The sequence below is a fragment of the Glaciecola sp. XM2 genome, assembly GCF_018595715.1.
Lineage (GTDB): Bacteria > Pseudomonadota > Gammaproteobacteria > Enterobacterales > Alteromonadaceae > Glaciecola.
This window is the reverse complement of record NZ_JAHEOJ010000014.1, coordinates 373,988-398,246: the sequence shown is the minus strand read 5'-3', so window position 1 is coordinate 398,246 and position 24,259 is coordinate 373,988. Positions and strand designations below refer to the sequence as shown.

Sequence of the window (24,259 nt, the reverse complement as noted above, 5' to 3'; positions counted from 1 at the left end):
CCTATGTCATCTATGATGCAGGCTAAGCGCCGTCAAGATTATCAGCCTTGTGCTTTCTCTATCGATAGCGTAGAGCTATGTTTCGAACTATCTAAAGCCAATAGTCGCGTGACAAGTAAGCTTTTGGTTACGCGTAATGACGATAGCGCAACAAAAATAAGCTTGGACGGTGAAGATATTGTTTTGCAAAGTCTGTATATCGACGGTAGAAAAGCCGAAGAAAATACGGATTACACCGTGTCAGACTCAGCGTTAGAAATTAATATCACCGGTGAATCAACCGTGCTGGAGATAGAAAATACCTTATCGCCCGAGGCCAATACATCCCTTGAAGGCTTGTACTATGTCAGTAATGCGTTTTGCACGCAATGCGAAGCCGAAGGCTTTCGAAAGATTACCTATTTCCTGGATAGGCCTGATGTATTGTCGGTGTATACCGTAACGATTATTAGCGATGATGAAAACCTCAAGCAACTACTTAGTAATGGTAATAAAACTGACGATTTTGTTATGCCTGACGGTCGTCGAAAAGTCGTGTGGCACGACCCGCATTATAAACCCTGCTACTTGTTTGCCCTCGTCGCGGGTGACTTTGATTGTTTAGAAGATACGTTTATAACGTCTGAAGGGCGCAGTGTTGCGCTACAAGTGTATGTAGACAAAGGTCGTCTTCATCAGGCTCATCATGCAATGGCGTCTTTAAAACGTGCGATGAAATGGGATGAAGACACCTATGGCTTAGCATACGATCTCGACATCTACATGATTGTTGCTGTAGATTTTTTCAACATGGGCGCAATGGAAAATAAAGGGCTTAATGTATTTAACTCGAAATTTGTCCTTGCCGAGCCTAGTACTGCCACTGATGATGATTATTTTAATATCGAGTCCATTATTGCTCACGAATACTTTCACAACTGGACGGGTAACCGTGTGACTTGTCGCGATTGGTTTCAGTTAAGTTTAAAAGAAGGGTTAACAGTTTTCCGTGACCAACGCTTTTCGGCAGACATGAGCAGCGAGTTAGGTACGCGTATTAGTCAGGTTAAAGTGATGCGCGAACATCAATTTGCTGAAGATGCAGGGCCTATGAGTCATCCCATTCGTCCAGACGAAGTGGTAGAGATGAATAATTTTTATACGGTAACGGTTTACGACAAGGGGGCTGAAGTCATTCGAATGATGCATACCTTGTTAGGTGTAGACGGTTTTAGAAAGGGCATGGACCTTTACTTTGAGCGTCACGACGGCCAAGCGGTAACCTGTGATGATTTTGTACAGGCTATGCAAGATGCCAATAATGTGGACTTAACGCATTTTAAACGTTGGTACTCGCAATCAGGTACACCGCAGATAAAAGTGATCGCCTCAGAGATAGGCGAGCTTATTGTGTCTCAATACAATGCGCCTACGGCCGACCAACAGGTAAAAGAAGACTTATTCATACCATTTAATATCTCTGTGATTGATGAAAGTGGCCAAGAGCATTTACTTAGTGGCACGAATGACGGAACGCTTATCCTAGACGCAGAGCAAAAATGTGTGCCATTGCCAGACAAGACCCAGCGCTATGTTCCAGTCTTACTAGCCGACTTTTCTGCGCCGGTTACGGTGAAGTATAACTACTCTAAAGATGATTTAATTCATATCATTCGATTTGCTCAGAGCCACTATGCTAAGTGGGATGCAAGCCAAAAGCTATATGCGATGTTGATTGGTGAAATATATGCAAATCAGGGGGGAATGTCTCTTGCACTTGAGCACACGATAGCACCGCTGTTTGACGAATTGCTGACGTATATCGCAAGCTCAAACCTTCCTGATGACGTAGTAGCCCAGCTCTTAACCCTCCCGTCTTTTGAAACCCTTGGGGTAGAGTATCAAAACCTTTTACCGTTAACCTTAGATGCTTCACGAGATTCGGTGCACAAAGCATTAGCAAAAAGTGCTCACACTTGGGCGCTAAAAACGCTCAAGCGTGAAAGCAATCAAGCCTATGCTTATGAACAAGGCCAAGTGCACTGGCGCAGTCTAAAGTCGGTGTGCTGTAAACTTATCGCGATTGCGAGTGCCAATGTAGGTGAAGGTGCAATTTCATTTACCGACATCTATGTTAGCAGTGACAATATGACCGATAAATTGGCTGCGATTAAAGCAGTGCAGCAAACCGATGCAGATGTTTTTGATGCACTTATGCAGCGATTTGAAGGCCAATACGGGCACGATCCCGTCGTGATGGATAAGTGGTTTGCATTGCAGGCAAGTGCGGTTCGCACCGATATTTTGTCACGGCTGGATTTATTAAAAGCCCACGGTACTTTTTCGATAAAAAACCCAAATAAGGTTCGGGCAGTCATGGGAACGTTTGCGTTTTATAACACCGCTGGATTTCATGCTGCAGATGGCAGTGGTTACCGCTACGTTGTGGATTATCTCATGGAATTAGATGCCTTGAACCCGCAGGTGGCGGCTCGTATTGTCACCCCCATGCTGCAATTGCAACGTTATGCTGCAGGCCATCAGGAATTGATAAAGTCTCAGTTAACGCGTTTGTTCAATACAAAAGGTCTGAGTAGAGACTTATTTGAAAAATTATCGAAAACGTTATCAAAAGCGTAAGTAGGATGGGTTTTTGGTATGCAACGATATCTATTTCAGATTCAAATGAGCTATGCAGAATGCCAAGATATGTACCAGCAACAAATTCGTTATGTGGTGGTGCATACGCATCTTGGCAAGACGGTTCGTTTACCTAAGGAAAATTTGCGTCCTTTTTTGTTACCAGATGGTATTTACGGTCAGTTTGAACTTATCACTGACGCCAACAATAAAATCAAATCGTTAAAAAAATTGAACTAATTTGTGTATTAAATGCGCACATAACAAAGAAAATGCCAGAAAATAGGGCTTTCAGGGCTAACTGGTACGATTAGTTCTTGCGAATAATGTAAAATGATGTAATCATTTTGTTAATTGAACACTTGTGTCTACACTAATCGTAGTAACGATAGTTTTGGAGAAGGTAACCACATGATAAAGAAGCCTAGCGCATATAAGAAGTCAACGTTAGCAATAGGTGTTGCTGCTGTTTTGGCTGCTGCCTCATACAACGCAACTGCAGCAAGCTGGAGATTTGGTAAAGTCGATGTCACCCTTGACTCAAACTTTACTCTTGCAACCAGCATCCGTACTGAAGATAGAGACTTCAGCCTTATTGGTAACAGCAACGACCCTCAGTTTAACTGGACTGGTTACAACGCCGCGACTAATCCGATTTACCAAAGCGCAGATATTTGGGCTGCTGGAAATGGTGCCTATTCAACAAACGGTGACTTAGGTAACCTAAGTTTTGACCCAGGTCAGGCCTTCTCGACCCAGTTTGTCGGCTTGCATGAGTTAGACATTGCTTATGAGAACTTTGGGTTCTTTGCTCGTGGTTTCTATTTCTACGATTTTGAGTTGATGGACAGCGACCGTGATTGGCAAAACCCAATTACAGGAATAACGGTTGACCCGTGCCAAGACCCAGAAGCACGCGACGAGCTTTGCCGCGATGTGCGCATGTTAGACTTCTTCGTTTACGCTGATTTTGATATCGGTGATATGCCAGCAAGTCTGCGTGTAGGCGATCAAGTGGTTTCGTGGGGTGAGAGCACTTTCATCCAACACGGTATAAACACGACCAATCCTGTTGACGTGACACGTGCTCGTGCACCTGGTGTAGAAGCCAGAGAAGTATTTATTCCGGTGGGCATGGTTTACGGTACGATTGGTCTTACCGATACATTGAGCTTAGAAGCCTACTATCAATATGAATACGAGCGCTCATTGTTACCTGTTGCAGGAAGTTATTTCGCAACGAACGACTTTGCGGGCGAGGGCGGTTCGTTTAACAATATCCAACTTGGTTTTACCGGTAACCCAGATATTGATGCAAACACACTTTTAAGTGGCTTAAATGGTATTGGGGATGCATTGCGCGCTGGCGCAATTACGCCAGAAACTGCCGGTCAGTTGTATTTAGCTTATCCAACGAAAGTCGCTGTTCGTGCACCAAGTAATGCCGCGCAAGATGAAGCGAGTGATTCAGGGCAGTTTGGTGTCAAGCTTGGTTGGTTTGCAGCAGACCTCAACGAAACTGAGTTTGGTTTGTATTACATTAACTATCACTCACAGCGTCCGTTGGTATCGGGCGTAACCTCTGATTTCTCTGCAGAAAGTATTCAGCGCGACCTAGGTATCATTGCAAGCACCGAAATTACCCGTGATAACGTGACTGATTTAGGTGCCTTTACCGAAACGCGCTTTGCTTACCCAGAAGACATACAGTTATACGGCTTGAGCTTTAATACCAATATTGGCGAAACAGCACTAGCGGGTGAATTCGCTTACCGCGTTGACGAGCCGCTACAAATTGACGACGTAGAATTGCTATATACCGCTATGCCTGAGCAGCTTGCAAATGCAGGATTGAGACCAGATTTAGTAGGTATTTCTCAACTTAACAACATCGGTCGCGGTGTTGGTCCAGGCGAGACAGCTGAAGGTTTCTTATTATCAGACACCTGGCAGATTCAGGCAACAGCATCACACGTATTTGGCCCAGCATTAGGTACCGATAACTTAATTCTTTTAGGTGAAGCGGGTTACGTAAATATCGTTGATTTCCCAGATCCTGAAGTGATTCGTTTAAATGCCCCAGGAACGAGCAGAACACCTTCTCTCGAACCGATTCCTGGAACTAATAATCGTCGTGAAGGTCTACATACTGGCTTGTCAAACGGCCCAGAAACTAACCCGTTCGCCAGTCAAGGTGCTTGGGGATATCGTTTATTAGCGGTAGCAGACTTTAATAACGTGTTTGCAGGTATCAATTTACGCGCGCGTGCAACGTTTGCTCATGATGTAAATGGCACGACGCCTGATCCTTTCTTCTTGTTTATTGAGGACCGCAAATCAGCCAACATTGGTTTCACGTTCGATTATTTAAGCAAGTGGTCTTTCACAGCCTCTTATAGTGCGTTTTGGGGTGGTATAGGTACTACCAATGCATTAAGTGATAGAGACTTCGCTTCGTTCAACATTAAATACGCAATTTAAGGACTTTATATATGATGAAGAAATTTGGTGTAGTTGCGGCGAGTATCGCATTCGCAGTAGCCAGTCATTCGGTAGCAGCAAAGGTATCAGAGGCAGAGGCTGCTAGACTAGGCGCCGATCTCACACCCCTTGGTGCTGAGAGAGCGGGCAATGCTGACGGTAGTATTCCTGAATGGACCGGTGGGATTACTGCGCCACCGGCCGGTTATGTGCCTGGTGAGTTTCATATAGACCCTTTTCCAGACGACAAGCCTTTATTTACTATTACCGCGGCAAATTATAAAGAGTATGCTGAGTTTTTAAGTGTGGGTCAGCAAGCAATGTTTGAGACTTACCCTGACACTTACAGAATGCCGGTGTATCAAACTCGCAGAACAGCGTCAAACCCTCAAGAGGTTTACGATGCAACCCTAGCAAATGCAACTCGTGCGGAATTATTACAAGATGGTAATGGTATTCAGGGCGCAGCAATTGGTATCCCTTTTCCAATTCCAAATGACGGCCTAGAAGCAATTTGGAACCACATTTTGCGTTATCGTGGTGTTGCAGTGCAACGTTTTGGCGGCCAGGCTGCAGTAACTGCCGGTGGTGCATTTAACGTAATCGGTTTTGATGAAACACTGATGATTAAATACGCCGAGCCTGGCATGACACCAGAGCAGCTTCTTGAAGAGAACATTTTGTTCAAGTTTAAGCAATCGGTTACGAGTCCAGCGCGTCTGGCCGGTACCGCACTATTAGTGCACGAAACTGTTGACCAAATAAAAGAGCCGCGTCAAGCTTGGACCTACAATACTGGTCAACGCCGCGTTCGTCGTGCGCCGAACATTGCCTATGATGCACCGGGTACAGCTGCTGATGGCTTGCGTACTACGGATGACTTCGATATGTTTAACGGTTCTCCAAATCGTTACAATTGGGAGTTAAAAGGCAAGCAAGAAATGTATGTTGCCTATAACAACTACGCGGTTCATAGCGACCAAGTGACGTATGAGGACATTCTCCACGAAGGGCATATCAACCCAGATTTGACCCGTTTTGAGAAGCATCGCGTATGGGTAGTAGAAGCGACGCTAAAAGACGAGTTTAGACATGTTTATCAAAAGCGTACTTTCTACATTGATGAAGATAGCTGGCAGATTCAAGTTGCTGATATGTACGATAACCGTGACGAGCTATACCGTGTGGCCATTGCCTACGGTGTAAATTATTACGATATTCTTACTCATTGGTCTACCCTTGACGTCTATCATGATCTAAACTCTCGTCGTTACATTGCGATTGGATTAGATAATGAAGAGCGCATGTATGACTTTACTGTCCGACCGACGGACGGAGATTTTACGCCTCAGGCGCTGAGGCGCGAAGGCAAACGTTAAGAATAAACGGTTGGCATCGCCAACCGTTTTTTTATCACTAAAAAAATGGGATATGTGTGGTTACTAAAATTTTCATTTCTCTCTCTTTATTTTTTGTTCTGACTGCTGCACAAGCGCAGCAGGCTTTTCAGGCACCTTTGGTAAAAGATTCGATGTTGCTCGACGCATACCAAGGCGAGGTTACCGTAGTAGTCGGTGAACGCGGTCACATTCTTGTGGGCGATAACCAGAGCGTTAGCCAAGCGATTGTGCCAACGACAGTCACGTTAACCGCGGTTGACGGCCTTAACGAGACCTTCGTGGCGGTAGGGCATGACGCGAGTATTCTTCGCTCTTCAGATTCAGGTAATACCTGGGAATTGGTTTACAGCAATGTGGAGCTAGATCGTCCATTTTTGGATGTGATGTTTATTGACGAGCAGGAAGTCATTGCGGTAGGTGGTTATGGTTTGTTTTACAGAAGCGTTGACGCGGGTCTAACTTGGACGCAAGAGCAATACGTTTCGTTGCTCTCGCCAGATGATATTGATTATTTAGAGAGTATCAAAGACGATGAAGCGTTTTACCAAGAAGAGTTAGACTTTATATTCCCACATTTTAATCGCTTGAGCATGCAAGGTGACAACCTATATCTTGCGGGCGAGGCGGGTCTTGTTGCAAAAAGCACAGACAAAGGCAATAGTTGGGAGCGTTATGAAATCGACTATTACGGCTCATTTTTTGATACCAAGGAGCTGCTGAGCGGCGAATTAATTGCAATTGGGCTGCGGGGTAATATGTTTGTGCTTTCTGAATCCTCTGATTGGGTGACCCTCAATACTTGTGCAACAACTTCATTAAATGCGATTGTCGCTATCAATGATCAATTCCTTGTACTGGGTAACAATGGCGTTGTGTTTTCGCTGGATCCATCGAGTATAAACAGCGAACAAATGAAGGCAGCCGATGCCGATGGTTGCCGTCTTCATAGTTCGCTAACGCGAATCGATACCGATATTTCCTCTGCCATCACCGGCGCGGTGATGCTAAACAATGTATTAACAGCCGTTAGCGCTGATGGTCTTCAATCAATAGAGTTGCCGAATTAATATGAATTCTTTGATAAATTCTTCTGAAAAAATCATTTTTAGAAATCGCGGTTTGCTGATTTCTATTTTTGCAGTGATTACCGTATTTTTAGTGTATCAAGCATCACAATTGAAGTTAGATGCTGGGTTTACGAAAAATATTCCCCTCAATCATGAGTACATGCAGACCTACATTGAACACAAGGAAGATTTTGGCGGTGCAAACAACGTCCTAGTATCGGTGTGTGATACCGAAAGTGATATCTTTAATACGCAATTCTTTGACACCTTAAAAGACGTTCATGACGAAGTATTCTTTATAAATGGCGTTAATCGCTCTTTAGTGGTGTCGCTATTTGCGCCATCTACACGTTTTACTGAGATTGTAGAAGGTGGATTTTCTGGTGGACCTGTTATTCCTGCAGATTTTGATTCCAGCCGTCAATCAGCTCTCGATCTAGTGCGCAAAAACATTGATAAAGCGGGGATAGTTGGGCGTCAGGTATCCAATGATTTTACCTGTGCGATGGTCACAGCTCAATTATTAGAAATCGATCCAGAAACCGGCGAAATACTCGATACCCTTGCTATTGCAGACGAACTTGAAAGCAAACTGCGCACGCAATACGAAACCGATCGAATCAGTATTCACATCATTGGCTTTTCTAAGATGATTGGAGACGTGGCAAATGGTGCTAAGGACGTTGTAATGTTCTTCGCTATTGCCATCGCCATTACCGCAATCATGGTGTTTTTCTTCTGCCGTTCCATCATGCTGACGGTTTTACCTTTGTTGTGCTCATTTATTGCGGTGGTATGGCAACTTGGTTTGCTGACAGTATTTGGTTTTGGCATGGACCCCATGTCGATATTGGTGCCATTTTTAGTTTTTGCTATTGGTGTTAGCCACGGCGTGCAAATGATCAACGCGGTAGGCAAAAGAGCTGCTCAAGGCGTAGACGTAAAAGTTGCCTCTCAACATGCATTTAGAACATTATTAATTCCTGGCGGGATAGCGCTCTTATCAGACACGGTAGGGTTTATGACACTGCTGGTCATCGATATCGGTATTATCCGAGAGCTTGCGATTACTGCGAGTATGGGTGTTGCGGTCATTATCTTAACGAACTTATTACTGCTTCCTGTATTGATGTCGTACGTCACGCTTAGCGAGAAAAATAAAGCCCGATATCAAGCAAAAAGCGCTGATTCTGCTATATGGAAGACGGTAGCGAACTGTGCCTCAGGTAAACCAGCACTTGTCATTGTATTGATCACTGGCGTTTTGTTTGCGTGGGGATTAAATCAGTCTCAGGAATTGAAGATTGGCGATTTACACGCCGGCGCACCGGCCTTACATGAAGACTCGCGCTACAATCAGGATACCTTCCTGATCACCGATAAATTTGAAATTACTGTAGATTACATCTCCGTTATCGTTGAAGCACCTGAGTCTGCTTGTATGAACTATGACATCATGACGGCGGTTGATGATTTCCAATGGAGAATGCAAAACGTACCTGGCGTGCAGTCTGCGATATCACTTACATCGGTTGCCAAGCAAGTCAATGCCGGCTACAACGAAGGTAATCCAAAGTGGCAGGTGTTACCTCGCAATCAAGCAACCATGGTACAGGCAGTTTCTAGAGTGCCTACGTCGTCTGGCCTGCTTAATGCCGATTGTTCTGCGATGCCAGTGATTTTATTCATGGAAGATCACAAAGCGGAAACGATTAACACGGTTGTTTCTGCAGTCAAAGAGGTCAGTGCTTTATATGCAACAGATGAACTTACCTTCAATTTGGCTACTGGGCCTGTGGGAGTGATGGCAGCAACGAACGAAGCGGTAGAATCCTCACAAGATCCTATGCTGTATTACGTGTTTGGTGCGGTTATTCTTCTGTGTCTGTTGAGCTTCCGCTCATTGCGCGCGACCTTGTCGGTAGTGATTCCGCTTTATGTGGTATCTATCCTCGCGCAAGCATTGATGACGTATTTGCAAATTGGCCTGACCGTTTCAACGCTACCGGTAATTGCACTGGGTGTTGGTATAGGTGTTGATTACGGTATTTATATACTTTCTACGATGAACGCTAAACTACGCGAAGGTGAATCAGTTGAAGCTGCTTATTATGCAGCGCTTCAAGAGCGTGGCAGTGCGGTGCTCTTTACCGGTATTACTCTGGCAATTGGTGTAAGCACTTGGGTGTTTTCATCACTTAAATTCCAAATGGATATGGGAATATTGCTTACCTTTATGTTCGTTGTGAACATGTTAGGTGCAATAATTGTACTGCCGGCCATCGCTAGATTGCTTTGGTTCAAATCGGGGAAAAAATAATTTTTAATATTTATGCGCAACATTTACATAGCGTTTGTTGCGCAAAAAATATATGAATATTTCGCCACTCAAAGCGTATCAACTGGTCTAGAAATTTAAAGGAGTCTTTTGACTCCTTTTTTTATGCATAAAAGGCAAATGCTTATTCAAGTTGTAAAAAAGGCGTTAATATTTTCTAGTAAACTATTAATTTTTTTAGGAAAATACCGTTAACAATAAATGTAGTTTTAAACTGGCAATATTGATTGTTGGTAACTACCTTTTACTTTAACGCACACGACACATAAATTGAGATTGCATATGACGGTCAATCACCATCAACACTCGGTCCTGTTAGATCAGGTATTTGCATTAATTAATGAAAAAGTGGATCCGCAAGAATCTAATCTAGTTTCGCAGTTTGCGCACTTACTTTATAAGAACATGTCCTTCAATGATTTAAGCGGTAGAAGCGACAGTGATCTTTATGGCGCGGCTTTAAGCTTATGGCGACAGCTTCAAGAGAAACATACAGGTGAGCCGCTTATCAGGGTGTTTAACCCTGAGATTGCGAAACAAGGGTGGCAATCATCCCATACCATTATTCAAATTATTGTCGATGATATGCCGTTTCTTGTTGATTCTGTGCGAATGGCTATCAATCGTTTACAAATCACCTCGCATCTTATCTTACATTCCCCCATGCACTTTAATCGTGACGCAAACAAGAAAGTGATTGATTTTGTTGATGGTGAGTCCCGTAATAAAGCACACTGTTCAGAGACGGTGTTTTTTATAGAGGTAGACCGCTTATCTCGAGCAACAGATATTAAAAAACTAACGGACGAGCTACATTCGGTCGTTAGCGAAGTGTCGTTATCGGTGTCTGATTGGCAAAGTATGCGCGAAAAGTTAGCGCAAATTACAAAAAGCTTTGATTCGTCAAAAAGTGACAGTTGTTCAGAGGAAACCCTACAAGCCAAAACGTTTTTAAACTGGCTAAATGACCATAACTTCACGCTTATGGGTTATCGTTATTACGATGTTAAGGCTATTGAGGGTGATCACCTTTGGGTATCTGACAACGACAGCAGTTTAGGCTTAATGAAAAACTCTATTAGCGATAAAGAGCGTTTGCTCTCACAAATGCCAGCATCGGCGCGTGATGAAGCGCTCTCTAGCAATCCACTGATGCTAACTAAAACCAATACTCATTCGCGTGTTCACAGACCGGCATATATGGATTACATCGGTATTAAGGTGTTTGACGATAAAGGCGCTGTTTGTGGAGAACATCGCTTTTTAGGGCTTTACTCCGCATCTTTTTACAACAGCAGTGCTACAGATTTGCCCATGTTAAAAGAAAAAATTAACAGAATGTGCAAGTTATCTGGTTTTGAAGTGGGTACCCATGCTTACAAAGCATTTGTGAATATTGTCGAAACCTATCCAAGAGATGAGTTACTGCAAACGTCAGATGAAGAACTCGCACAAATCATTTTGGGCATTTTTCAAATGCAAGAGCGGGGCATGTCAAAACTCTTTGTGCGCCGTGACACCTTTGGCCGCTTTTTCTCATGCATGGTATATGTGCCAAGAGAACGCTATAACACCCAATTAAGAAAAGACACTCAGGCGCTACTGAAGCGTTCGTTTAATGCTAAAGGGGAAGTTGAATTTAATACATACTTTTCTGAGTCGGTATACGCAAGAACCCATTATATCGCGCGCGTAACTAATAATAATTTGGAGTTCGATGTGAACGAAATCGAGAACAATCTCATTGAATTAACCAAGTCGTGGCAAGATAAGTTAAATGCCAAAATTGTCGCCTATTATGGAGACGAGAATGGTAAATCGGTAGTCAGAAAATATGACAATGCATTTTCAAGAAGCTACGCCGAGCAAAACTTACCGAGTGCTGCGCTAGTTGACATACAACATATCGAAACACTTACGCAAGACTCTCCACTCGATATTCTCTTTTATCGCCCTCAAGAAGAGGGTAGCGAATCTGATATCGTCAAACTCAAACTGTACCATTTACATGAGCCTATTCACTTGTCTGACGTATTGCCCATGTTGGAAAACTTTGGGCTTCGCGTCGTAGATGAGAGCCCGTATAGAGTCACTAACGAGCAAGGCGAAATTAGCTGGGTCATGGATTTTACCATGTTACACAAACAGAGCCATGACTTTGATATGGAGCGTGCCCAAGCACTTTTCCAATCAGCATTTGGCGATGTGTGGACCAGCCACCTTGAGGATGATGGCTTTAACCGTCTTATTTTGGGCGGTCAAATCGAGGGGCGCATGGTGACCATCGTGCGTGCGTATGCTAAATACATGCGTCAAATAGGCTCTTCCTTTAGCATCGATTACATTGCTAATACATTGGCCTCATACACAGATATTGCAAAAGATCTGATTAAGTACTTCGATCAAAAGTTTTGCCCATCTACTAAACGAAATGCCAAAAAGCTCGAAACCCTAGAGCAAGGTATTTTGCATAAGCTTGATGGCGTATCGAATCTTGATGATGACAGGATCATTCGTCGGTATTTGGATTTAATTAATGCGACCTTGCGTACCAATTTTTATCAGCAAGATGCTAATGGTAATGCAAAACACTATGTGTCGTTTAAGCTGTTACCTGAGCGCATTCCAGAAATGCCGTTGCCACTGCCTAAATTTGAAATATTTGTTTACTCTCCACGAGTAGAAGGCGTGCATTTACGAGGCGGAAAGGTTGCTCGCGGTGGTTTGCGTTGGTCAGACCGCATGGAAGACTTCAGAACCGAAGTACTTGGCTTGGTGAAAGCCCAACAGGTGAAAAACACGGTAATTGTGCCGGTAGGTGCAAAAGGTGGTTTCGTATGCAAACGCATGCCCAAAGATGCCGACCGTGCGACGATGCTCGCTGAAGGTCAAGCATGCTATAGAATCTTCATCCGAAGCTTGCTTGATATCACCGACAATATTGTAGATGGTAAGGTGGTGCCGCCTAAGCAGGTCGTAAGATTAGACGAAGACGATACCTATCTTGTGGTGGCTGCGGATAAAGGCACCGCAACCTTCTCAGATATTGCAAATGGAATATCGCAAGAGTTTAACTTTTGGCTTGGTGATGCCTTTGCTTCCGGTGGTAGCGTAGGCTATGACCATAAAAAGATGGGGATCACGGCAAAAGGCGCTTGGGAATCTGTTAAGCGTCATTTCAGAGAGATTGGCATGGATTGTCAAACTACGCCGTTCACCGCGGTTGGCATTGGTGACATGTCGGGTGATGTATTTGGTAACGGTATGTTGCTGTCTCAACAGACTAAAATTATTTGTGCCTTCAACCACATGCATATTTTCTTTGACCCCTCACCAGACCCGCAAAGCACATACAAAGAGCGTCAGCGTTTGTTTGACGATCCGAGTTTGTCTTGGGACGATTATAATCGCGACCTGATTTCTAAGGGTGGCGGCATTTTCAAACGCAGTGAGAAGTCGATAAAACTCTCCCCTGAGATGAAAAAATGGCTCAACACCCGTCAGTTAACGATGACGCCTAACGAACTCATCCATAATGTCTTAAAGATGCCTGTTGATCTCATTTGGAACGGCGGCATAGGCACGTATATCAAAAGCTCTAAAGAATCCCATTCAGATGTTGGTGATAGAGCAAACGATAGCTTACGTGTTAACGGAAAGGACGTTAAGGCAAAAATCGTGGGCGAGGGCGGTAACCTTGGTTTAACGCAGTTAGGACGAATTGAGTTTGCCGCAAATGGCGGTCGTGTTAATACTGACTTTATTGATAATGTTGGGGGTGTTGACTGTTCAGATAATGAAGTCAATATCAAAATTCTCCTTAATAGTTTGGTGAACAATGGTGACCTAACCATAAAACAACGTAACAAAGTACTCTACGATATGACTGATGACGTTGGCAGTATTGTAATAGAAGACTGTTACCGCCAAACACAGTCTATCTCAATCACTCACCTTGGTGGCGTGAAACAATTAAAAGAACAGTTGCGCTTTATTCATGGCTTAGAGCGTGAAGGCGCGTTAAATCGGGAATTAGAGTTCATACCAAGTGATGATGAAATTTCTGAGCGCGTTGTAACCGGACAAGGCTTTACTCGACCTGAGTTAAGCGTATTAATTGCCTATGGCAAAATGGTATTAAAAGATGAATTCAATATTGAGGAGATTACCAATAATCCTTACTACGAAAAGCATCTTATTAACGCATTTCCCCCCGTATTACGCGAGAAGTATAAAGCGCAAATGCAAGACCATCCGCTTCGAAGCGAGATCATTGCCACTAAGCTGACCAATGAAATCGTCAACGATATGGGTCTTAACTTTGTGTTCAGGTTGCAGGAAGAAACCGGTGCGTCTGCCGCTGAAATTGCACATGCCTATAGTATTGTAAAAGGCGTGTTCGATATGCAAACGCTATGGAATGAAGTGGAGCAGCTTGATAATAAGATTGATGCTACTTTGCAATTGCAAGTGCTCGACGATATGCGCCGCACGCTTCGCCGTACCGCTAGATGGTATATTCGTCACGGCGATAAACAGCAAGATATCCAAGCTGCGATTGATAAGTATCGCTCTAGCTTCGTTGTGATAAACAAAAACTTACCCAATTACTTAGTCGAAAGTGAGCTGGCTGAAGTTGAAAAGCGCACGGAGCAATTGATTGCACAGAATTTGCCAAAAGAGCATGCATACCGTGTTGCAAGCCTAAGCAATATGTTCTCATGTTTAGATTTAGTGCAAATTGCGGATATCGAGCAGCGCCCGGTTGATGTGGTAGCGCGCTTGTATTATCAACTTGGCAATAAGTTTGAACTGCATTGGTTCTTGCAACAAATAAACTTGCAACATGTGGCTAACCACTGGCAAGCCCTAGCACGAGCAAGTTACCGTGAAGAACTAGACTGGCAGCAGCGAGCGTTAACCTCCGTGTTACTCAACAGTGCACCTAAGAGTAAGGACGCAGATAAAATCCTAGACAAGTGGATAAGTGAGAACAAAGTTAGCTTGGATCGTTGGTATCATATGATGACTGAGTTCAAAACCTCTGAAAACCATGAATTCGCCAAGTTTTCTGTCGCTTTACGCGAATTGATGCTGTTAAGCATCAGCGCAAACCATTAAACTATAGCGCGTTACAGGTTATATTGAACAGCCCTGCTTGCAGGGCTGTTTTTGTTTTACTTGCCATAATCATTATTTATCTAGGAACCTAGGAACAGCGTGTACTCGATTACTCAAAAACTGCTTCTCTCATGTGATCCCGAATGGAGCCATGACGTCTCAATTGGCTTTTTAAAGCGCACCGGCAGCAATGTGCTTAGCTCACTTTACTCCCAAAGCTTGGACGACAAGCCAGTTGAATGTTTTGGCTTGCGGTTCAAAAACCCTATTGGACTTGCCGCTGGGCTTGATAAAAATGGCGAGTGCATAGACGCATTTGCAAAAATGGGATTTGGTTTTATTGAGGTCGGCACTGTTACGCCATTGCCTCAAAGCGGTAACGACAAACCTCGGCTTTTCCGCCTGCCTGAGCATCGTTCTATTATCAACCGCATGGGCTTTAATAATAAGGGTGTCGATTACTTAGTTGAGCAAGTAAAGCGCTCTCACTATGATGGCGTGCTGGGTATCAACATTGGTAAAAATAAGGTGACCGCGGAAGAAGACGCATTAAGTGATTACCTCGTATGCTTAAACAAAGTACATGAGCATGCGTCGTACATTACTATTAATATCTCGTCGCCAAACACGCCAGGGCTTAGAAATCTTCAATACGGTGATGCGCTTAATCGCTTGTTAAGTGGCCTACGCGAACAAAACGAAGTGCTTAACGAAAGGCATAAAAAGAAAGTTCCTTTGCTTGTGAAAATAGCGCCAGATCTTGACGAAGTTGCCATCTCACAAATTGCGCAAGCGCTTATTGCCACTGAGATGGACGGCGTAATAGCGACCAATACTACCCTGGACAGAACAGCAGTTGCCGGCCATGAGCATGCCGATGAAGCAGGGGGCTTGAGCGGAGAAGCACTTACCCAAAAGAGCTTAAGCGTAACTGCCACCCTATCAGACGCTTTAGGCGGCAAGCTACCTATTGTCGGAGTAGGCGGTATCAGCAGCGCGCAAGATGCTAGAGAAAGGTTTAAAGCAGGTGCGACCTTGTTACAGGTGTACTCAAGTTTTATCTATCAGGGGCCTGCATTGGTCAAGGAACTCGTAAATGCTTGAAGTACTATTAATTGCGGCAAAGGGCCTAGATGAGCTACTGAAGCTAGAAATTCAACAAATCTTGAATGAGCCGCGAGATGTGCACGTTACGCCAGGGCAATGCCGTTTAAATGTGAGTTTAGAAGAGGCCTATAAGCTGAATCTACATACGCGTTTAGCGAATCGCTTGCTGCTTGTTGTTGCCAGCGGAAAAGTCAAAAATGCTGATGATATCTATACCCTCACTCAACAAGTGGATTGGCCAGCACAGTTCGACGTCAATTCATCTTTCGCTATCCGTTTCAATGGGGTTAACCGGGAAATCCGTAATTCACAGTTTGGTTCTTTGAAAATTAAAGACGCGATTGTAGACCAGTTTGCAGAAGAATTGGGACGTCGACCAGACGTGTCTAGGCAAGATCCAGACGTGCAAATTCACGGTAGGTTACGCCGAGAAACACTCGATATTTGTATCGATTTTTCAGGTGAAAGTTTGCACCAGCGTGGCTATCGAGCACAAACCGGTGATGCACCGCTCAAAGAACAGGTTGCCGCTGCTATACTCATGCGCAGTGGTTGGGCAGAATCTCGCGATAAGTGCTTACTCGATCCGATGTGTGGGTCAGCAACAATTGCCATTGAGGCGGCGCTTATGGCAACCAATACGCCGCCAAACCTGAATCGTTTTCACTGGGGATTTGAGCATTACCTTGGACATAACCGCACGCTGTGGAGCAAAGTGAAGGACGCTGCTGAGGCGGCAATCACAAAACCAAGCTGCCATATCTATGCGTTTGATATAAGCACTAAATTGCTCGATATAGCCAAAGAAAATGCGGCACTGGCGAATATGCTAGAGCACATCACTTTCAAACAGTGCGACGCGCTACAAGCGCAAGTGCCAGAGTCCGAAGGCTTTATTGTGAGTAATCCCCCTTATGGTGAAAGGCTAGGGGATTATGTTGGTTTATTGCCTTTGTATGATGGACTTGGAAAGCATCTAAAAGCGCATTTTGCCAATTGGCGCGTGTCGCTGCTCTCTTCAGATCAACAGTTGTTAAAAGCATTAAAGCTTAGAACCCACAAAAAGTATGCAATAAACAACGGCAAGCTAGAATGTATTTTAGCAAATTATGTGCTTGATACCGATAACCTCGCAAAGTTTGATAAAGACCATAGTGAGGTGGCACAGGAGTTTGCTAATCGTTTAATAAAAAACCAAAAGCGTTTACAAAAATGGATAAAGCGCGAGCAAATACAAGCGTATCGTATTTACGATGCTGACCTTCCACATTATAATTTTGCCATAGACGTATATGGTGATCATGTCATCGTACAAGAATACGCTCCGCCTAAAAGCCTTCCAGTCGCGGTTGCCGCTGAGCGCTTACAGCAAGCTCTGTTGCGCATTCCCAAGATACTTGCCTGCGATAGCAGTCGAGTTGTGGTCAAACAGCGCTCCATTCAATCGGGCCCTAACCAATATCAAAAGCAAGGCAACACTAAGCAGCGTATTGTGGTTGAAGAATATGGTGCAAAGTTTTATATCAATCCTAGTGACTATCTAGATGTTGGGTTGTTTTTAGACCATCGCACCACCAGACAAATGTTCGCAGCTAAAAGCAAAGGCAAACACGTACTTAACCTTTTTTGTTACACCGCTAGTGTCTCTGTGCACGCTGCGTTGCACGGCGCGAAGTCTGTTACCAGTGTGGATATGTCGAAAACGTATATCAATTGGGCAAAAGATAACTTTGCACTGAATAGTCTCACTGGCATGCACACCTTTGAGCAACAAGATTGCTTGCAGTGGATAGAGAAGCGCGCAAACGGTAATCAGCCAAAATTTGACGCCATTTTTATTGACCCGCCTTCTTTTTCCAACTCAAAACGCATGGACGACACTTGGGATGTGCAGCGCGACCATATAGCGCTAATAGAAAAAGCGCTAAAATGCCTTGCCCCCGACGGTTTTATTTACTTTAGCAACAACTTACGTAAGTTTAAGTTAGATGAGCAAAGCCTGTTAGATATGGGGGTGACAATAAACAACATTGGACCTAAAACTATTCCAGAAGATTTTGCCCGCAACCCCAAGATACATCATTGCTGGGAGCTATCGGTATGACGCAGCAAATGCCCCACGAACTTATTTTATACACAGGTCCACATTGTGAACTTTGTGACCACGCCTTAGACGTAATTGCTCAGTTGCCTGACAACGCGGTGAACGTTAAGTCAGTCAATATTCGCAACAGTACTGAGCTATATCATCTGTATGGCGCGCGAATCCCAGTTATTAAGCGCGTAGACTCGAGCGCAGAATTAGGCTGGCCTTTTGATTTAGAAGCATTAGAAACTTTCCTCATATGAACCTTATTCAATTAAAAAACGCGTCCATTTTATTTGGTCAGCCACCTCTTATCGATGGTGCGGACCTTAATATCCAGACCCAAGAAAGAGTGTGTATTCTTGGTCGCAATGGTAGCGGCAAATCGACGCTACTGAAGGTACTCAGCGGTGAACTGAAGCTTGATGATGGCCAGCGAATTGTCGCCGGTGAAACGGTGATTTCGCGTTTAGAACAAGATCCTCCCGCACACACCGATACCAGTATTTTTGAATATGTTGCTCAGGGCCTTGGCGATAACGCTACGCTTATCACTGAATACCATGCACAAGCTGACTTGGTCGCGCAAGATGCAAGCGAGCAAGCATTATTAAAACTTCAAGCGTTACAAGAACAACTCGATGCACGCAACGCTTGGCAGTTAGAGCAACGTATTGACAACGTGTTGACGCAACTGTCGCTTCCCGCTAATACACTTTTAAGCGACCTCTCGGGTGGTTGGAGACGAAAAGCAGCACTTGCAAGGGCTTTGGTTAGTCAACCGGATGTATTGTTACTCGATGAGCCAACCAACCACTTAGATATTGATATGGTGAAATGGCTTGAGAAAACCTTGTTATCTTTCGCAGGCACCCTTGTATTTATTAGCCACGACAGGAGCTTTATTCGGAATCTAGCAACCCGCGTTGTTGATATTGACCGAGGCCAAGTAACTTCATATCCGGTAAGTTACGATAAATACCTCGAACAAAAAGCACATGACTTGGAAGTAGAAGCGACTCACCAAAAAGAGTTTGATAAAAAGCTGGCGAAAGAAGAAGTGTGGATACGCCAAGGAATTAAAGCGCGAAGAACCCGCAATGAAGGACGCGTAAGAGCACTAAAAGCATTGCGCGAAGAATATAAAGCGCGCAGAAAAGTGATGGGCACAGCGGTTATTCAAAGTGGAGCGGGGCACCGCTCTGGCAAACGCGTATTTGAGCTTGAGCACGTGAGTTTTGGCTATGAAAATCTAAGGTTAATTGACCAACTCGATCTGTTAATCACGCGCGGTGATAAACTCGCGCTGATTGGTGCTAATGGCTGTGGCAAATCATCTTTGATTAAGCTATTACTTGGTGACATAGAGCCACAGGAAGGTTCGGTACATAGGGGCGTGAACCTTGAAATTGCTTATTTTGACCAACACCGCAGTCAATTAGAGCTAGATAAACCGCTAATTGATGCCATTGCTGATGGAAAAAGAGAAGTGATGGTGAATGGGGCTCCAAGGCACGTCATTAGTTACCTGCAAGACTATTTGTTTAGTCCAGAGCGAGTCAATGCTCCGGTTTCTACGTTATCTGGTGGTGAGAAAAATCGTCTTATGCTCGCTAAGTTAATGCTCAAGCCGAGTAACCTTTTGATATTGGATGAACCAACTAACGACCTTGATGTCGAAACGCTGGAATTACTGGAATCCCTTTTGGTAGAGTATGACGGCACGGTATTGTTGGTTAGTCATGATCGTGAATTTATCGATAATGTTGTGACGTCTAGTCTTGTGTTTGAAGGCGACGGTAAGATCACAGAGTTTGTGGGTGGCTATTCAGATGCGCAGGCATGGTATCAACAAAGTCAGCAAGAAAAGCCGAAAACTAAGAAAAACATTGAAAAAGCGACCATTTCGCCGCTTATAAGTGAAAACAAGGCTACTCAAAAAAAGGTCAACAAGTTATCATACCACCAGAGTAGAGAGCTTGAATCGCTTCCAAAAGAAATTGAGAAGCTTGAAGTCGCATTAGCAGCCTTGCAAACACAAGTAAACGACGCTGAGTTTTTTCAACAAGGGTCGGACATCACTCAACCAGTGCTTGATAAATTACAAGCGTGTGAGCACGACTTGGAAGTTGCGTTCGAGCGCTGGGAAGAGTTAGAAGAACTAAAAAATAATGTGTAGTTACAGGATATTGAATGAAATTTAATCACTTGATGGGTGTTGTTGCCCTCAGTTCACTGCCAGCGATGGTTACGGCGCAAGCACTTGATGTACAAGTATTACCTACAATAGAGCTATCAAATTATCAATTTGCGGCGTCTATCGATAACACGGGGCTAGCGCTGGTTACCGTTGAAGACCCCTTTAATCCTCCGATTGATTTAACCCTGTTCAATGTCGATGACTTTCCAAGTCTTAGCGACCCGGTGGGCGCAGCCCAGGGGGATTTTAACCTGACTGACTATACCGGTGTGGTCGCTGTATTCCGTGATAATGCCAACAACTTTACCGTGCTAGGTCAAAAACTAGCCACTTTTGTTGGTTATCAAACCGACGGCTTTGACAATCTTTATGTTTCTGGCTTTGACCAAGAATCCGACGCAACAAACGGATTTAGCTTTTCCATGAACACCACCTTAACCGGCTCTGTCAACGGGACGCATATCGTAGGAAACAGTCCCGGTTTATATTTTCCATACGACTATACCGACGCCGATGGCGTCGAACGTACTGCGGTTATCAATGATTTTCCGCTCAGAGCGTTTGTGCAAGTGGGCGATCAAGTCTCGCCGCTATTGCCCATTGACCAAACCCTAGGTGGGGTGAGTGAAGTATTTGCAATTAACAGCAACTTACAAGCCGTTGGTACATCATCGGTCTCCGCTAGTACATTTATAACCGATAGTATCGATGCGTGTAACTCAGATGAAGTGACTACCGATATTGAAGTCTGTCTGTATCAAGCTCGCACGCTTTCGCGCGAACGCCACACAAGAAGAGCGACGGTATGGCAGTTAGATGCGCAAGGTGAAACCATAAGTACTGAAACGTTTGGTTTATCATTTACACCTGAGGCAGACGATACGTTTAACTATGTAAACGAAGCGGTTGATATTAATACGCAAGGCATTGCTGTAGGCAATGGTCAGGTACTCGGTGAATTTTCAGTGCGTAATTTGGCGATGCTGTATCAAAATTCACAGACGCGTCAGTTACTCCCTGAGGACGTAGAGCTAGAAGGTGAAACGGGCGGAAGCTTTGCCATCGGCATCAATGACGATGGACTCATTGCAGGATATCAAGCCCAAGCAATAAACGGAGCGGGTGTCGCAAAGATGTTCGTGTATAACTTAAACGATGATTCCTTTGAATTTTTCCCGGGCTTTTTCCGAAGCTCCAATACCTTTCCAAGAGATATAAACAATAACGGCATCATTGTGGGCGATGCAGAAATCGAAGTCGCTCAAGGAACAAGACCCAGGGCAGCATTTAGATTTGATACTGCGACAAATGAGTTTATCGATCTAAATACTTTGCTGGCGTGTGATAGCCCACTTCAACTTATTTCAGCCGTGGGTATTAACGATAACAATGAAATTATCGCTGATGCGGTGGTATTAGATGAATTGCGCTCTGTAACAGGTGAGGTGCTCGTTGATTCTGCGGGTGAGCCATTGCTGACTCAAAGTAGAGTTGTCACGGTAAAGTTAACACCAAACAATCAGCCTGTTCCAGATTGCAGCGCAGATGACGGTACCGATGACCCTGATAATCTCGAGAGAAAAGGTGCCTCAAACTCTGCATGGTTCTTATTATTTGTATTATCGATTTTAGGTTTCAGAAGATTCAAATAATACGCTAACCCTCAATGTCTTCCTAGCGGCCACGTTTTACGTGGCCTCTTTTGTTTTTAATAACCAGTACACATAAAAACATATTTTTTATGTGAATTTAGTCCAAAGAGCAAATCACCAAAATTCAAGAAGTTATGAACACTGTCCTAAATGTCGCGACTTTTTAGGTTGAAGCTATTGATATTGTGCTGTATCTATATAGATATGACATTTTTATTACGCCTGACGGCAAGATGAATGGTCATACTATCTAACAAAGAGAGGCAATCAATGAAGAGACAAAAACGAGACAAATTGAGCAGAGCTCACGCTAAAGGTTATCAGGCCGGAATTGCTGGTCGTTCTAAAGAAAACTGTCCGTTCCATGCATTTGACGCGCGATCACACTGGCTAGGCGGCTGGCGAGAAGCTGCTGGAGACCGACAACTGGGTCTCAGTCCTCGTTAAAGAATTTATAATAAAAACGCCGGGAACATTACCCGGCGTTTTTGTTTTAGCGAACTATCAGACCTACTAAAACGCAGATGTATCTTGAAACAAGCCTACTTTTAAATCTTCAGCCGTATAAATAACACGACCATCGACCGCTACTGAGCCATCGGCCAAGCCCATGAATAACTTACGCTTAATGACACGTTTAAAATCAATACGATAGGTCACTTTTTTCGCCGTTGGTAGAATTTGACCGGTAAATTTAACCTGACCAACACCTAAAGCTCGCCCTTTACCCGGGCCACCAGACCAACCTAGGAAAAACCCCACGAGCTGCCACATCGCATCCAATCCTAAACACCCAGGCATAACTGGGTCGCCAGGGAAGTGGCAATCGAAAAACCACAAGTCAGGTGTGATATCGAGTTCAGCCTCAATATACCCTTTACCGTGCTCTCCACCTTCGTCGGTGATAGTGGTAATGCGGTCCATCATCAGCATGTTTGGCGCGGGCAGTTGGCTGTTACCAGGACCAAAAAGCTCACCAGAGCTACACTTTAATAATTCTTCGCGTGTGAACGCATTTTGTTTTTCAGACATGTTGGCTTCTTATAATTAAAATCAGGGCATAATTTAGCGAACACTTGTACGCTAAACAACTCTGAACAGTGATTTTTTTCAATTTATTATTAAATTCCTCTACAATTACCCTAGTGAAAGGATGAGTACGACAATGCGAAACAAAAAACTGCAGGCGAATGCCGAGAAACAAAAGCGCTACAGAGAGCGCCAAAAGGCCATGGGCAAAAAAATGGTGCGCGGCTACATAACGCCAGAGGCAATGGACAACTACAATGAGATTGTAGAAAAAACCAACTGGACCGACAGTGATATACTTTCCAATGCCTTAAGAATCACGTACGCTGCCTATAAAAATGGACAGATTCGGCCGCTCAATAAATGGTTAGAGCAGGATGAACGTAAAAAACAAGCACTAAAAGCTCGTCAGCAACACATGCAAAACTCACAAAAAGGCAAAGAAACACAAGAGGGTAGCGAGTAGTTAGTTTTCGTTGATAAAAGACTTAGGGTTAGACTGCTAGCATTGGTGTTAACTAATTCACTTCGTAATGAGCAGAGGTTTTAGTAGTAAAAAGTCATTAGTAGGAGCGATATTTTGTCAACGTCAGACTATAAAAAGTACTTCAGTGAACATCACAATGGTCCTTTTCGCAAGGTAACCTTGTTAACACGTCCAATTAAGCCACTTCTTGATATCAATGGCTCAGACGCAAGCTTGAAAGATTTACAGGATAGGATGTTTGCTAGCGAGCGTGGTCAGAACAAAGTCCTGACGTTATTTGATAAGTCGAGTCAAGAAAAAGCCGTGCTCATAAACAGCGCTGCCTATCACCTCGGCAGGCCAATATGTCTCATATCATGTGCTGATTTTGTTCACCATTATATAGGCGAGACAGAAAAAAATATTACGCGCTTAATGGCAAAAGCAGAAAACAAAAAGTGGTTATTGTTTTTTGATGAAGCTGATGCTCTTTTCAGTGCCTATTCATCCGACGATGAAAATGAAAAAAGCTTGCTGACTATCCGTTTTGATTACTTGCTCAAGCAAATGTCATCACATTCAGGCTTATTGATAGTATCCATCGATACGCATACTTGCTTAGACAAGCTAGCCTATCTAACCGATAGATTAGAGCCTATTTCATCTGTCTTTCCGCGCCGGTAAGCGAGCTCA

The 24,259-nt window shown here is 44.0% G+C and carries 16 protein-coding genes; 15 read left to right on the top strand and 1 reads right to left on the bottom strand.

From position 1 onward, the window contains the following. The first annotated feature begins 3 nt into the window (after window positions 1–3). The 13 genes from pepN (at window position 4) to rmf (ending at window position 22,518) form a co-directional block, all read left to right on the top strand. Complete coding sequence (pepN, locus tag KJ365_RS02285) at window positions 4–2,619, top strand: aminopeptidase N (RefSeq protein ID WP_214449985.1); 2,616 nt, start codon at window positions 4–6, stop codon at window positions 2,617–2,619. A gap of 18 nt (window positions 2,620–2,637) precedes the next feature. Further along, window positions 2,638–2,859: a DUF2835 family protein gene (locus tag KJ365_RS02280; protein WP_214449984.1), complete on the top strand. Its 222-nt coding sequence runs from the start codon at window positions 2,638–2,640 to the stop codon at window positions 2,857–2,859. Between the two features lie 171 nt (window positions 2,860–3,030). Further along, a complete protein-coding gene (locus tag KJ365_RS02275; RefSeq protein WP_214449983.1) occupies window positions 3,031–5,100 on the top strand; it encodes a DUF1302 domain-containing protein in 2,070 nt (689 codons plus the stop codon). Between the two features lie 11 nt (window positions 5,101–5,111). Beyond that, a complete protein-coding gene (locus tag KJ365_RS02270; protein WP_214449982.1) occupies window positions 5,112–6,479 on the top strand; it encodes a DUF1329 domain-containing protein in 1,368 nt (455 codons plus the stop codon). Between the two features lie 56 nt (window positions 6,480–6,535). Further along, complete coding sequence (locus KJ365_RS02265) at window positions 6,536–7,567, top strand: WD40/YVTN/BNR-like repeat-containing protein (RefSeq protein ID WP_214449981.1); 1,032 nt, start codon at window positions 6,536–6,538, stop codon at window positions 7,565–7,567. Window position 7,568: 1 nt separating this feature from the next. Beyond that, on the top strand, window positions 7,569–9,887 hold the full coding sequence (locus tag KJ365_RS02260) for an efflux RND transporter permease subunit (RefSeq protein WP_214449980.1): 2,319 nt from the start codon (window positions 7,569–7,571) through the stop codon (window positions 9,885–9,887). A gap of 300 nt (window positions 9,888–10,187) precedes the next feature. Further along, entirely contained in the window at window positions 10,188–15,026 is a 4,839-nt protein-coding gene (locus KJ365_RS02255) for an NAD-glutamate dehydrogenase (protein ID WP_214449979.1), read from the top strand. Between the two features lie 99 nt (window positions 15,027–15,125). Beyond that, the gene (pyrD, locus tag KJ365_RS02250; protein WP_214449978.1) at window positions 15,126–16,130 is read left to right on the top strand and encodes a quinone-dependent dihydroorotate dehydrogenase; all 1,005 of its coding nucleotides are present in this window, start codon (window positions 15,126–15,128) and stop codon (window positions 16,128–16,130) included. Next, complete coding sequence (rlmKL, locus tag KJ365_RS02245) at window positions 16,123–18,237, top strand: bifunctional 23S rRNA (guanine(2069)-N(7))-methyltransferase RlmK/23S rRNA (guanine(2445)-N(2))-methyltransferase RlmL (protein WP_214449977.1); 2,115 nt, start codon at window positions 16,123–16,125, stop codon at window positions 18,235–18,237. Before pyrD ends, rlmKL begins: the two co-directional genes overlap by 8 nt. Further along, window positions 18,234–18,482 carry a glutaredoxin family protein gene (locus KJ365_RS02240; protein WP_250883973.1) on the top strand — a complete coding sequence of 83 codons (249 nt, stop codon included), beginning with the start codon at window positions 18,234–18,236 and terminating at the stop codon, window positions 18,480–18,482. Before rlmKL ends, KJ365_RS02240 begins: the two co-directional genes overlap by 4 nt. Beyond that, window positions 18,479–20,398: an ATP-binding cassette ATPase Uup gene (gene uup / locus KJ365_RS02235; RefSeq protein WP_214449976.1), complete on the top strand. Its 1,920-nt coding sequence runs from the start codon at window positions 18,479–18,481 to the stop codon at window positions 20,396–20,398. Before KJ365_RS02240 ends, uup begins: the two co-directional genes overlap by 4 nt. A gap of 14 nt (window positions 20,399–20,412) precedes the next feature. Continuing rightward, window positions 20,413–22,071 carry a DUF3466 family protein gene (locus KJ365_RS02230; RefSeq protein WP_214449975.1) on the top strand — a complete coding sequence of 553 codons (1,659 nt, stop codon included), beginning with the start codon at window positions 20,413–20,415 and terminating at the stop codon, window positions 22,069–22,071. Between the two features lie 270 nt (window positions 22,072–22,341). Beyond that, the gene (gene rmf / locus KJ365_RS02225; protein ID WP_214449974.1) at window positions 22,342–22,518 is read left to right on the top strand and encodes a ribosome modulation factor; all 177 of its coding nucleotides are present in this window, start codon (window positions 22,342–22,344) and stop codon (window positions 22,516–22,518) included. Window positions 22,519–22,584: 66 nt separating this feature from the next. Here rmf and fabA read toward each other — a convergent pair whose 3' ends face one another. Next, window positions 22,585–23,103: a 3-hydroxyacyl-[acyl-carrier-protein] dehydratase FabA gene (gene fabA, locus KJ365_RS02220; RefSeq protein ID WP_214449973.1), complete on the bottom strand. Its 519-nt coding sequence runs from the start codon at window positions 23,101–23,103 to the stop codon at window positions 22,585–22,587. 133 nt (window positions 23,104–23,236) lie between these two features. Here fabA and KJ365_RS02215 point away from each other — a divergent pair, with 133 nt between their 5' ends. Then, the gene (locus tag KJ365_RS02215) at window positions 23,237–23,566 is read left to right on the top strand and encodes a RepB family protein (RefSeq protein WP_214449972.1); all 330 of its coding nucleotides are present in this window, start codon (window positions 23,237–23,239) and stop codon (window positions 23,564–23,566) included. A 114-nt stretch (window positions 23,567–23,680) separates the two neighbouring features. Beyond that, the gene (locus tag KJ365_RS02210; RefSeq protein WP_250883972.1) at window positions 23,681–24,250 is read left to right on the top strand and encodes an AAA family ATPase; all 570 of its coding nucleotides are present in this window, start codon (window positions 23,681–23,683) and stop codon (window positions 24,248–24,250) included. Window positions 24,251–24,259: the final 9 nt, after the last annotated feature.